At 47.2% G+C, this 13107-nt stretch carries 9 protein-coding genes; 3 read left to right on the top strand and 6 right to left on the bottom strand.

The window, feature by feature from the left end; genetic code table 11:
• Positions 1-24: 24 nt before the first annotated feature.
• Entirely contained in the window at positions 25-768 is a 744-nt protein-coding gene (locus ACWPAB_RS06915; protein WP_016382288.1) for a TIGR02452 family protein, read from the bottom strand.
• Between the two features lie 135 nt (positions 769-903).
• Between ACWPAB_RS06915 and ACWPAB_RS06910 the strand changes: the two genes are divergently transcribed.
• The 3 genes from ACWPAB_RS06910 (at position 904) to ACWPAB_RS06900 (ending at position 4449) form a co-directional block, all read left to right on the top strand.
• Positions 904-2295 carry a hemolysin family protein gene (locus ACWPAB_RS06910; protein ID WP_016382289.1) on the top strand — a complete coding sequence of 464 codons (1392 nt, stop codon included), beginning with the start codon at positions 904-906 and terminating at the stop codon, positions 2293-2295.
• A 205-nt stretch (positions 2296-2500) separates the two neighbouring features.
• Positions 2501-3958, top strand: a complete 1458-nt coding sequence (locus tag ACWPAB_RS06905) for an MDR family MFS transporter (protein WP_016382290.1) — start codon at positions 2501-2503, stop codon at positions 3956-3958.
• Positions 3955-4449 (top strand): DUF4811 domain-containing protein, encoded by a 495-nt coding sequence (locus tag ACWPAB_RS06900; RefSeq protein WP_003571266.1) that lies wholly within the window; start codon positions 3955-3957, stop codon positions 4447-4449. The genes ACWPAB_RS06905 and ACWPAB_RS06900 overlap by 4 nt, the downstream gene beginning before the upstream one ends.
• Before the next feature lie 440 nt (positions 4450-4889).
• Here ACWPAB_RS06900 and ACWPAB_RS06895 read toward each other — a convergent pair whose 3' ends face one another.
• From ACWPAB_RS06895 to ACWPAB_RS06875, 5 genes are all read right to left on the bottom strand, one after another.
• Entirely contained in the window at positions 4890-5447 is a 558-nt protein-coding gene (locus ACWPAB_RS06895) for a Maf family protein (protein WP_076665409.1), read from the bottom strand.
• Entirely contained in the window at positions 5444-7399 is a 1956-nt protein-coding gene (gene mutL, locus ACWPAB_RS06890) for a DNA mismatch repair endonuclease MutL (RefSeq protein WP_016382294.1), read from the bottom strand. The genes ACWPAB_RS06895 and mutL overlap by 4 nt, the downstream gene beginning before the upstream one ends.
• Positions 7400-7403: 4 nt before the next feature.
• Positions 7404-9977, bottom strand: coding sequence for a DNA mismatch repair protein MutS (gene mutS, locus ACWPAB_RS06885; RefSeq protein ID WP_076665410.1), 2574 nt, complete (start codon positions 9975-9977; stop codon positions 7404-7406).
• A gap of 266 nt (positions 9978-10243) precedes the next feature.
• On the bottom strand, positions 10244-12073 hold the full coding sequence (locus ACWPAB_RS06880; protein ID WP_003571271.1) for an APC family permease: 1830 nt from the start codon (positions 12071-12073) through the stop codon (positions 10244-10246).
• Between the two features lie 229 nt (positions 12074-12302).
• On the bottom strand, positions 12303-12647 hold the full coding sequence (locus tag ACWPAB_RS06875; RefSeq protein ID WP_003567020.1) for a DUF1827 family protein: 345 nt from the start codon (positions 12645-12647) through the stop codon (positions 12303-12305).
• Between the last annotated feature and the right edge of the window lie 460 nt (positions 12648-13107).

Below are 13107 nucleotides of genomic sequence, written 5' to 3'. Positions count from 1 at the left end.
CTGTCGTGCTCCTTTCGTGGCCGCTTAATCTTGGCCTTTCAACGCTGCTGCAAATGGCTTGATTGTGGTCATTGCGGGATCATAAATCGCAAAGTAAACCCGCTTAAACGCCCCTTCAAATTCGGACAATAATAACGCTTTTCGAAACAACTTGGCGACTGGTGCAACTGGATTGCCAAATACGCCGGTTCCAAACGCGCCTAAAATGACCTGATCGACATCATGCGCCTTAAACGCCCGAAGCGTCTGCAGAATTTTAAACGCGATATCGTTCATGGCAGTGGCATCATCTAGCGTTGCATCAATTCGGCGATTAGGTGCTGCGACGGTGACAATGTCGACATATTTGTCTGTTAATCGCCGCCCTTGATCATCGAAAAGCTGGCGAACATGTTCTGCATAGATCAACTTCTGACTAAAAAGCCCGCGATTTGGCTTGCGACGATTAAGCTCATAATAATCTGCCATGTGCTGCTCAAGGGCTGGAACCAAATAAGTCCCCTTGGCAATGGCTTCTTCCTGCGCACGTGCGCCAACTGCAACCCCGCCGCCTGGATCGACCGGACTTGCAAAATTCATGACGCCGATTTTGCCCGTCAGTTCACTCATCAATTGGAAAACATCAACATTACGCAAGGCAATTTGCGGCGGTTCTGTCCCTTTCGCTGGCGTTTGCGGCAATGGTTCGCTAATGACCTGTGTTTTGGGCATTTCTGGTCGTGCCTTAAATGCTGCCATTGTCTCTTGGTACATCTTGACTTGTTCCATTCCTGCCACCTTCAATTAAATATTTTCGATTGACCCAAGCATAACATAGAAGCAAAGTGATGGAATTATCGGTCATCTTTGTCATTCAATGTTAAAATTAACTTTGTACGATACATGAAATGAGGAATGGAATACATGGAAAGTGGCCAAATCGTCCCCAATTTATTGGTGATGCTCGTCACCTTTTTATTCGCGGCATTTTTTGTCGCGTGTGAATTTGCTCTGGTGCAAAGTCGTCCAAGTGCCTTGGAAGAAATGATTGATAATGGTACTGGCCGTAAAGCTAAAGTCGAGCGGGCTTTACGAATGGTGCATAATCTAAACGAGTATCTCTCAACGACACAGGTTGGTGTTTCGCTTGCTGGCATTATCCTTGGTTGGATCGGGGAAACAACCGTTGAGTTTTTGTTGGTTGATCTTTTTGGCTTGACCCACCTGAGCTTGCCTAATGGTAGTCTGCACGCGGTTGGCGCGATTTTAGGCGTGATTATTTTAACCTATTTAGAAGTCGTGTTAACCGAAATTGTTCCAAAGAACATCTCGATTGATTATCCGATCAAAACCTTAATGCTGGTTGTAACACCGCTACATTATTTCCATATTTTGTTCTATCCTTTTGTTTGGCTGCTGAATGTCAGTGCCACCGGGATTGTCAAAATGATGGGGATGAAGCCCGCAGACGAAGGCAACGAAGCCTTTTCGCAAGCTGAGATTCTGAGTCTGAGTAAAAATGCCGTCACAACTGGTGACATGGAACAAAATGATGTTATCTACATGCAGCGGGCATTTGAACTGAATGACAAGACCGCCAAAGACATCATGGTGGATCGAACCAGCTTGTTTGTCATTGATATCACCACCACCGTCAAAGAAGCTTTGCGGGATTACTTAACGCAAGGTTACAGCCGATTCCCGGTTGTTGCGAATGGCGATAAGGATAAGATTCTCGGGTATGTTTACATCTATGACTTGGTCAAGCAAGGTCAAGTCGACCCGTCTGTGAAAGTCTCTAAGCTGTTACGTTCCATCATTAATGTGCCTGAAGTAACACCGATTCATAGTATTCTGGCACAAATGATCAAGAAACAGACGCCAATTGTTGTGGTCGTTGACGATTATGGTGGTACTAGTGGGATTGTCACCGACAAGGATATTTACGAAGAACTATTTGGTACCGTCAAGGATGAAATTGATGATGTCTCTGATGAATACATTCGGCAAACGGATGATCCAAAGGTCTTCCGAGTCAGTGGCAAAACAACCTTGTGGGATTTTGAACGTTACTTCCACACCAATATTAAAGCCTTCACTGATTCAGAAATCATCACCATTGCTGGCTTTATCATGGAAGATCATCCCGATTTGAAACTGCACGATAAGGTCAAGATTGATCATTTCAACTTCACCGTTGCAGATTTTTCCCGCGGCTTTGCTAACTGGTTTGATGTCACACAAGATCCAAAACCAGTTAAACAAACGGTTGCTGAAGAGGTTAAAGAAGCTAAAAACGACGATAACAAGCATTAATCAGGATCAAGCTAAACTTTCAAAAACGTGGTACTCGTTGAGGGGATCACGTTTTTTTATCGTAATCTATTTTTGTGCAATACCGCTAGGCGCACCTACCAGCCGATAAACTAAACCCTAATGACAGCAACGATTTCATTATTTACCCAAAGCCGTTGAGGACGTGCTAGACTGGATTATAACGATTTTAAGAAAGGACACGATATTGTTGACAACAACAGACGTTAATGGTCATCCATATAATCGCTTGCTGCTTGTGATTACCTTGTTGATCGGTACTTTTACAACATTCTTGACGCAAACGATTTTGACCACGGCTTACCCGACGCTGATGGCGGATTTTCACATCAGCGCGAGTGCAGTCCAATGGCTGACCACTGGCTTCATGCTGATTATGGGTATTATGATCCCGGTTTCCGCATGGCTGCTGGATAAATTCAATGTTAAGTATCTCTACTTAACAGCTATGACAATCTTTTTCCTTGGTTCCTTGATTTGTTGGTTAGCACCAGATTTTCAAGTTCTGCTGGCTGGTCGGCTCACGCAGGCGATTGGCGTTGGTATGTCAATGCCGACTTTCCAAACAGTCATGTTCACGATTTTCCCACCTGGCAAACGTGGTAGTGCCATGGGCCTAGCTGGGATTGTTATTGGCCTAGCTCCTGCCATCGGCCCGACGCTTTCTGGTTGGATTCTGCTTAATCATACTTGGCGGGCTTTATTTGCCGTTATTATGCCAATTGCTGCTGGGGTCGTGCTGCTGGCCATCTATAGCATGCGAAAAGTTTTGCCGACCTCGAATCCAAAAATTGATATTCCTTCCATTATTGCTTCGACTTTGGGTTTTGGCGGCTTGCTTTATGGCTTCTCCACAGTTGGTGATGCTGGTTGGACCGATTTCCAAGTACTGATTAGCTTAGCCATCGGCATTATTTTCGTTGCCTTATTCTGCGTGCGCCAGTTACGCCTCGAAACGCCTCTGCTAGAACTGCGCGTTTTCAAATCACGCACGTATACATTGAGCGTCATTTTAACAGCGGTGGCGTTTATGTCGATGGTTGGTGTAGAAATGGTCTTGCCAATGTACATCCAAACGATCCGTGGTGAATCTGCCTTTCACTCTGGGATGATCCTTTTTCCCGGAGCCATCATGATGGGGATTATGAGTCCAATTACCGGCCGGATTTTCGACAAAATTGGGGCCAAGCGGCTGGCTGTTGCCGGTCTGTTCCTGCTAGTTGCCGGATCGCTGCCGCTGGTCACCTTAACTGCTAACACGCCGATTATCTATATCACGATCATTTACACAGTGCGCATGTTCGGCATTACCATGGTCACGATGCCGGTCACCACTGCTGGTATGAACGCCTTGCCAACACACCTGATCAATCACGGGACGGCGGTCAATAACACGGTTCGGCAAGTCGCCGCCTCAATTGGCACCGCAATACTGGTGTCAGTATTATCAGTAGTCACTAAAGATGCAACGCCAGCCGCTAGTGGTCGACTGCTTGACCCGATCCATTACACCAACGCTATGAACAATGCAGTCATTGCCGGTTATCGCGCGGCTTTTGCCGTCTCACTAGTCATGGCAGCGCTTGGTCTCGTTCTCAGCTTATTTTTGAAAACAGACGTCATTGATCGGAGGGACGCCTCATGATTATCTTGTTATTGATCGTCGGTGCGCTTGCCTTTTTCTGGGCTGTTGTGTTAATGCAACCAAGTCGGCGCCGTCAATTAACGATCTGGGTAAGCGCGGGACTTGTCTTGGCCCCCATCCTATTGTTAAGCGTGAATGACCTTTATCACGTTGGCTTCAACATTGACGAAACCACTGAACTGCAGCCATTAGCACCGATGGACGACCAGTTGCAAATTTCGCGGCGGCCCATTGGCACAGCAAAAAAGCATTTCAGCTATCGTTACCTTATCATTTCCGATGCAACCGTTCATACCGCTACACCTAGTACCACGGTCTCAACTCGCATCGAACACGGCACCATTCCGCAAGTTGCAGTGACAACTCAGAAGCTGACTTATAGCAATGCGCTAACCGCTATTTTGTTTGCTGGATCAGGCGAACAAGGTAAAGCAATTGGCAAAATTTACACCTTCACACTGCCAGCAAATTGGCAGATTGTTGATCAGTAAACGCCATCTTGCACTCGCAGAAACCGATTCACGTTCCGTCATCACGCACTCGCCAGCACAAAAATTTGAAGCTGAGCCATACACTTATGATTTGTTAGATCTCAATTGATCTGAGTAATGGGTCTGGCAAAAAGTTTCTTGCCGTGCCAAACTCCGCAATCTCCGGCCAGATGGGTGGCGACGCGAAGCTAGAGCGGAGACGGCGCTTCGAGCCCAAAGACCGGTCTCGAAGTCGCCTAACAACATCAGCGCCAAAGCTCGTCGCTGTGTTGTTTGCACGGCTGAGCCCCATCTGGCCTACGATTGCTACGCTTTGGCACTGAAATCTTTAAAGCCCACCCTGCGCTTTCTATCAAACTACTTAGCGCTAAAAAAAGTCTGACGTTCAGCGAAACACTTCATCTCGCTGAGGATCGTCAGACTTTTTTGATTGCCCGTATTTATTGCGGTTCGGCCAACAGCATGCGGTACAAGGTGCTGATGGGCAGGCCCATGACATTGTAGAAATCACCCTGAATTGACTTGACCAGTAGTGCTCCGGCATCCTGAATGCCATAGGCGCCTGCTTTGTCTTGGTAGGCGTCTTCCGTCAGATACGATTCAACATCCGCTTCACTTAGCGGCCAGAAGGTAACATCAGTCGTCACGACCTGCTGCCGTACGCTACCATTGTCCAAGCGCACCCACAAACCGGTATAAACCTGATGTGTCTGACCACCCAATGCCGTGATCATCTGTTTGGCTTCGGCGCGGTCATGTGGTTTGCCTAATAACTTGCCTTGAAACGCCACCATGGTATCGGCGGCGATAATCGTTGCCCCGGGGTAACTTGGTACAAGTGATTGTCCCTTAGCTGTCGCCAAGCTCTGAACATATGCTGGCGGATCCAACACTGGCAAAGCGCGTTCATTGATACTGGCAGGATGGCTTTCAAAGTCAGGCACAATCCGCTTTAACAATTCCTGTCGCCGTGGTGAATGACTGGCCAAAATGATCATGCTTGCATTTCCCCGCTTTCGTGACTGTCTTGAATCCGTTTGAACATTTTCTCAAGATCGGTGTTTGAAAAGTGAACCAAGACCGGCCGACCATGCGGGCAATTGAAGGGATTCTCACATTCCGGCAACTTCTGCAATAATGCTCGCGCCTGTCTGTCGTCCAAATGGTGATTGGCCTTAATGGCACGCTTACAGCTCATCATGATAGCAGTTTTCTCCCGAAACGCTGCGACTGTCATGCGACCATCACGCAAAACCCAATCCACCATTTCTTTAATGGTATCTTCTTCCTGCCCAGCTTTAAACCAAGTCGGATGATGTTCAACAACAAAGCTGTTTTGGCCAAAATCTTCCAGATATAGTCCAACCGACTCAAGCACGTCCCGATGATCACGAATGCTAATGGCATCAGCCGCGGAATAGTCTAACACAATCGGTACGAGTAAATGTTGTTGGTCGTTGCTGACTTCGCCAATAGCTTGCCGATAATACTCATAGTTCACCCGTTCTTGCGCAGCATGCTGGTCCAAAATATATAACCCATCGCCTGATTCCGCTAGCAAATAAGTGCCGTGGACTTGCGCCAAGTACGTGAGATTTAGAAAACGCTCAGCTGATTCGACATGCGAAATATCAGGTTCCGGTTCATCTGCCACCAAGGTTGGGACCACATTCGAAGCTAGCCGCTGATACCGCTGATCCCATGCAGCCAGACGTTGCGGTTCGTTAAAAATCGGCTGATCATCCAAATCGCCAATCTCAAGATCTGGTGAAGTTGGTGCCGGTGTCGGCTCCTCAGCAGCCGCGTCTGCCAAGTTAGTAGTTGTGTTTTCGCGCAACTGCTGCCCTTGCTGCGGCTGAACTGAGGGCATCGTCTTGGGACTGATCTTATTCAATGTCAGTTCCAGTTGATCCAGATCATACCGTTCTCTTTTTGGCAGATTATCGAGCGCATCCGGAATCAGGTTTTCCTTCGCCAATCGTGTTCGAATCGCCTCGCTGAGCAAATGACTGAGTTGATCTTCCTTGCTCAGACGCACCTCGGCCTTTGTCGGGTGAACGTTGACATCGACCAAAGCAGCATCCATCTCAATGTTGATGACGCCCATTGGATAACGCCCCACCATTAACTTCGAACCGTAACCGGCAATAACCGCCTTAGTCAGTTGGAAGTTCTTAATATAACGGCCATTGACAACTAAACTCAAGTAATTACGCGAAGCTCGGGTCGTTTCAGGCAAACTTGTTAACCCGCTAACCCGAAAATCAAGATCTTGTGCTTTGAAATCAACCATTGAGCGCGCCACAGACAAGCCATAAATTCCGGCCAGCGTCTGGCGCAAATCACCTTGACCAGCTGTGCGCACCACCATATTGCCATCATGTGAAACCGTGAAGGCAATATCAGGATTTGCCATCGCCAATCGGCTGACGATATCCACAATTTTTCCCAGTTCAGTTTGCTGCGACTTCATATACTTCAGCCGCGCCGGTGTGTTGAAGAACAAATCATTCACTTCAACATCCGTACCGCGTCGGTGAGCCGCTGTCGACTGCGCTTCAACTTCACCGCCTTTGACGTGAATCTGGGTGCCAATCCCTGAATCCGTTGCCGTTGTCAACTTTACGTCGGCAACCGCGGCAATACTTGCCAACGCTTCGCCACGGAAGCCCAATGAATGCACATTAAATAAATCACGCGTCGTCAGAATTTTACTGGTGGCGTGCCGCAAAAACGCTGTTGCAACGTCATCCGGGGCAATCCCGATGCCGTTATCGCTAACCCGAATCTCCTGCAAACCAGCCGCGGAAATCAAGACGTCAATTTGCGTTGCTTGTGCATCGATACTATTTTCAACCAGTTCTTTGACAACACTGGCAGGGCGTTCAATGACCTCCCCAGCAGCGATCTGGTTGCTTAATGTTGCCGATAGTTGGTGAATCTTTGGCATAAAATCACTTCTTCTTTAAATGCTTCTGCAGGTCAAATATGAAATTCATCGCGTCCATCGGTGTGGCCGCCATCAAGTCAAATTTCGCAAGTTTCGTCAGAATCGGACTATTCTTTGGCGTCGGTTTTGGTTCTTCAAACAACGACAATTGTTGCTCTTCAACTTGCGGCGCTGGTGCTGGCGCCGTTTTATTGGGTGCATCGGCTTCAAGCTGTTTCAAAATCGTATCAGCACGCGCTAACAAGTCTGCCGGTAAGCCGGCGAGCTTGGCAACGTGAATCCCATAACTCTTATCGGCAGGGCCAGGCATCATTTTGTGCAAGAAAACCAGATTGCCATGCTCCTCAACGGCACCAACATGGACATTCTTTAACTTCGCCAAGGAGTCTGACAAACTAGTTAGCTCATGATAATGCGTTGAGAACAGCGTTTTGGCGTGGACATGATCATGCAAAAACTCAATAATTGCCTGTGCCAGCGCCATCCCATCATACGTTGCCGTGCCGCGGCCGATCTCATCAAAAAGAATCAGGCTGGAAGCCGTCGCGTGGCTTAATGCAGCATTGGCCTCCAGCATTTCAACCATGAAAGTACTTTCGCCATTGGCAAGATCATCAGCTGCTCCGATTCGGGTAAAGATCTGATCAAAAATCGGTAAGTCAGCTACATCTGCCGGGACAAACGAACCCGCTTGCGCCATGATAACAATCAAGGCTAATTGGCGCATGTAGGTACTTTTCCCTGACATGTTAGGCCCGGTGATCAGCAACATATCGGTGTCGTGATTCATGATGACATCGTTAGGAATATAACTGTCTCGGCCAAGTACATGTTCCACGACTGGGTGGCGACCACCCTTAACATTGATATCATGAGTCCCGGCATGCATCGTTGGTCGGACATAATGACTATTTTCAGCCACTGTTGCAAAGCTTTGCAACACGTCCAAAGATGAAATTTGGGCGGCTAAAGCTTGTAGTCGTTTGATCTGGGCTTTGACCTTGTCGCGAATGTCTTGGAAAAGATCATACTCGAGCGCTGTTGAGCTTTCCTGCGCTTCAAGAATCAAGGTCTCCTTTTCTTTCAGCTCTGGGGTGATAAACCGTTCAGCGTTTGTCAGTGTCTGTTTGCGTTCATAGCGCCCTTCCGGTATTTTGTCCAAATTGGACTTAGTCACTTCGATAAAGTAACCAAAAACCTTGTTGTAACGAATTTTAAGTGTGTGAATGCCAGTTGCTTTGCGTTCCGATGCTTCTAGTTCAGCGATCCATTGTTTGGAATTCTTCATGGCATCACGATAGCTGTCCAGTTTTTGATTGTACCCTCGGAGGATCAAGCCACCGTCTGTCACTGAAATCGGCGGTTCGGGTTCAATCGCACGGCGAATCAATCCGGCGACATCGCTGACTGGGTCCATTTTACTGCGAAGTGCCTTAAAACTGCCATCATCAAGCTTACCCAGCACATCCTGAATAGCCGGGATCTGATCCAAAGAGGTTTGCACCTGAATTAAATCACGACCATTAACGGTACCAAAAGCAACTCGGCCAGCTAACCGCTCAAGATCATAGACTTTAGTCAGTCGTTCCTGCAACTCACTGCGTTCAAAAAAGTGATCCAATAAATCCTGAACCTGATTTTGCCGCACACTGATCGCATCAATATCCAGTAATGGTCGATCCAGCCATTGTTTCAATAAGCGGCCACCCATCGCTGTTTTGGTCGAATCAAGCAACGACAACAAAGTGTCACCTTTGCGTCCCGTTCTGCTGTTTTGCAAAATGTCGAGGTTACTACGTGCGTCCTGATCCATTTCCAGATAGGCGGAAGGTTGATAAGCAACCGCTTTTTGAATATGGGCCAAGCTGCGTTTCTGCGTGTTCAATAAATAGGCCATTAGCATCTGCACAACGGCAGCCTCTGCAGGATCAGTTAGCGCCTGTGACACATAACTGCCTTCACTCGTCGGCTCGGCATCAGGTTGGACTGACAGAAGCCGTTCCCCTTGCTTGAGCATTCCCGCGTCGTCATCGGTCAATTCCTCAGGCACAACGATTTCTTTGGTGGCCAGCGCACTCAGTTCGTTTTGCAGAGCAAATTTGCTTTTTAGATCCGTCACTTTGAGCTCACCGGTCGATACATCGGCATACGCAAACGCATAACCTGCTGCATGCGGCATCACAGCGGTAATATAGTTATTCGACTTGGCTGCACCGGCTTTGATGTCAACATTTGTCCCTGGCGTTACCAACTGAATGACGGCTCGTTTAACCATCCCGACAGCTTTTTTAGGGTCCTCCATCTGTTCACAGATCGCAACTTTGTAACCGTGGTCAATTAAAATATCAACGTAACTTTGGACAGCGTGGTGCGGGACACCAGCCATTGGGATAGGATCGTCAGCACTCTTGTTTCGTGCAGTTAATGTTAGTTCGAGCAACTGAGCACCTTTGATGGCATCATCATTGAATAATTCATAAAAATCTCCGATGCGGTAAAACAAAAACGCATCCGGATATTGCGCCTTGATTTCGTTGTACTGCTGCATCATAGGCGTTTCACTGGTTTTTTGCGGCACGAAATTCACCCTTCGTCCTTTGACTTTCTTTGACGTTCTATATGATCCATTTTAACAGGTGCGTCAACTTTGAGCGACCCCCTGGCAAGTGCAAAGAGTGAGTTGTTGCGGTTAGAAATCGAAGCATCGGTAAACTTGAAGTTAAATGGCTGGTTTTGAGCCATTTAGCTTCAAGTTTCTTATGTACAGATTTCCGCGGCTACGTATACGTTCAAACCAAAAAACGATCAGATCATCATGATCTAACCGTTTTGCAAGTAGTCTCCCTACTTCTTCAAATGATAACTGTAAGTGGCAATGATGACATTCTCGCGGCTTGCAAAGGCGGCGCGCAGGCGGAAGTTGGTTTGGTTGTGAAGAATATTCTGCCATTTTTTACGTGGTACGAACTGCGGAATGAGTACCGTGGTTGTAAAGTTCCGTTTGGCGGCGTTGCGCGCGACGATGTCAACGAAGCGAATAGTTGGGGCTTCGATGGAACGGTATGATGAGTGGATATCAACAAATCGCACCTCTGGAAAATCCGCGCGGAATTCGCTTTGGGTTTCTTTTTCCTTATTGGGATTCTCGTCCATCGAAACGTGCATAGCAATGACATAGTCGCCAATTGACTGAGCATAATTTAAGGCCGCGCGCGTAACCCGAGTGACATTACCGACCAAAACAATGACGGTGCTGCCATCGTAATCATGTTGTGCCACTTCGACCGGCAAGCGTAATTGCTCAGCAACTTTGTCATAATGATCGCGAATTTTATAAAACATGAAAATGGCGAGTGGCATCACAATAAAGAATGGCCAGATATCAAGCAATCGGTAAGCAAACAGGATGACGAGAATTGCAAAGGAAATCAACGCGCCAGAGAAGTTAGCAATCGTTTTGCCAATCCAACCTTTTCCGCGATGACGGAACCAATGGATAATCATCCCACTTTGCGACAAGGTAAATGGAATGAACACACCAACCGCGTACAACGGAATCAGCCGTTCAGTTGATCCTTGGAAAATCGTAATCAGCGCCGCGGCTCCTAACGCCAGTGTCAAAATCCCGTTAGAGTAACCCAAGCGATCGCCACGATCCAGATACATATGCGGCATAAACTTATCTTTGGCCAAGTTAAAAGCCAAAACTGGAAAAGCTGAAAATCCGGTATTAGCTGCCACAGCCAAGATCAAGGCGGTCGCAAATTGAACAACGTAGTACATGATACCTGCTCCGCCAAAGGTCTCTTTGGCCACCTGCGAAAGCACCGTCACTTTGGCCACCGGCACAATACCGTACCAATAGTTCAAAAATGTAATACCAGCAAAGAAGAAGCCAAGGATGGCAGCCATGATGGCCAACGTTTTAGCCGCATTCTTTTCTTTAGGTATTTTAAAGAACGGCACCGCATTACTAATTGCTTCAACCCCAGTCAGTGAACTGGACCCACTGGAAAATGCCCGGAAGATCAAGGCCATCGAGACTCCCGGAATCGCTGCACCGACAAAGGAAGTTGCCTTGTACGGAATAGCGCCTGTTGCCACTTGGTAAAGTCCCCAGATGATCATACCCGTCATGACGACAACGAATAAGTAAACCGGGACCATCAAAAAATTGGCCGATTCACTCATGCCACGTAAATTCATGCTCATCAAGATGAAAATGATGATCAGTGAAATGATCACCTGCTTGCCATAAAGCGCAGGAATTGCACTGGTAATCGCTTCAGCACCCGCGGAAACTGAGACTGAAACCGTTAGCATATAATCAATCAGTAATGAAGCGCCTGCGGTTAGACCGGCATTTTTACCTAGATTTTCGCTAGCGACAACATACGCGCCGCCGCCACTAGGATAGGCGTGAATAATCTGGCGATAGGATAGTGTCAATGAAATCAAGAGCACTAAAACAAAGGCAGCGATCGGCAATGAGTACCAAATCGCAGCCGCTGACAATGTCGTCAGAACTAAGACAATTTGTTCAGTCCCGTAAGCCACACTTGAAAGCGCATCTGACGATAACATCGCCAGTGCCTTGAAAATGTTAAGCTTTTGACCGCCTTCCTCAGAAGATTTCAGTGGTCGCCCAATAAACAGGCGCTTTAAATGCATCATTTTCATTACTCCTATATGAACCGAATGTATCGGGAAAATTTAACCAAAACACAAACAATCATCAGTGTAACCTAAATAGACGCTCAAGCCTACCTTATCTAACGCAACATGACAACTTGGTGAGATTCCCTGACGAAAAGCCCCAACAATATCGTCCTAACTAGCATGATGTGCAAAAAAGCAAAAACGGCCACCTTCTCGGTGATGCCCGGGAAAGTGGTCGTTTTCGTTACGCCTTTTCGATAATCACAACATCATGGACCTTCAACTTGCGATGAACCTCGTGCTCGATCTCGCTTTTAGCAGCGTGGTCAATTTTAAGGTCAGCTTTAGGCGTATCAGGCAACAGTTTTTCCAAGACAAAATCAATCTCAGCATCTTTAATGGTGCGTTTGTCGTGGGTTAAGACGACATCGACTTGGTCAAATCCTTCAACGTAATAAACATGAACAGATCCTAACGTATATAATTCAAAAAACTTAACCGGCTTTCGATTATAAAGATACCGCATTGTGTTCGGTAACATTTTGTGCAAGCTGGCGTTAAGCCGAATGGGATTTTGAATCAGCTTCATCAAATCGCCCCTTTTTTTTGTGTGAGCGTGAGCCAGCGCGCTTAGCGACCGGAGTGTAAGTGGACCTGAATGTGATGGCCGGGTTTGGGCCATTGCATTCAGGGTCCTTACACGCAGGTCGCTGCGCTGGCGAACGCGTTATGACTGAGCGTGAGCCAGCGCGCTTAGTGACAGAAGTGTAAGTGGCCTTGGACGTGATGGTCGGTCTTTGACCATTGCGTTCAAGGTCCTTACACGCAGGTTGCTGCGCTGGCGAACGCGTTATGACCGCGACATCGCTTTGATGTCCACGGCTGATGATCTTACTAATTAACCATCAGACAACATGAAACTATCTTTATTTTACCAATGAATGCCCCTTAGTGACTAATGATTAGGCACAGAAATGTTAATTAACTCCTAGATTGCAATAATAAAGTTACCACTTAGAAAGAGGCTTGCTCACTGCTTGAACTGGGGT

The organism is Lacticaseibacillus sp. 30, assembly GCF_053819265.1.
Note: the sequence above shows the minus strand (reverse complement) of the source record. Positions and strands in the feature narration are given on the sequence as shown.

What these genes read in the sequence shown, in the direction of transcription:
- ACWPAB_RS06915 (WP_016382288.1), bottom strand. Translation starts at nt 768, where the DNA reads ATGGAACAAGTCAAGATGTACCAAGAGACAATGGCAGCATTTAAGGCA.
- ACWPAB_RS06910 (WP_016382289.1), top strand. Translation starts at nt 904, where the DNA reads ATGGAAAGTGGCCAAATCGTCCCCAATTTATTGGTGATGCTCGTCACC.
- ACWPAB_RS06900 (WP_003571266.1), top strand. Translation starts at nt 3,955, where the DNA reads ATGATTATCTTGTTATTGATCGTCGGTGCGCTTGCCTTTTTCTGGGCT.
- ACWPAB_RS06895 (WP_076665409.1), bottom strand. Translation starts at nt 5,447, where the DNA reads ATGATCATTTTGGCCAGTCATTCACCACGGCGACAGGAATTGTTAAAG.
- mutL (WP_016382294.1), bottom strand. Translation starts at nt 7,399, where the DNA reads ATGCCAAAGATTCACCAACTATCGGCAACATTAAGCAACCAGATCGCT.
- ACWPAB_RS06880 (WP_003571271.1), bottom strand. Translation starts at nt 12,073, where the DNA reads ATGATGCATTTAAAGCGCCTGTTTATTGGGCGACCACTGAAATCTTCT.
- ACWPAB_RS06875 (WP_003567020.1), bottom strand. Translation starts at nt 12,647, where the DNA reads ATGAAGCTGATTCAAAATCCCATTCGGCTTAACGCCAGCTTGCACAAA.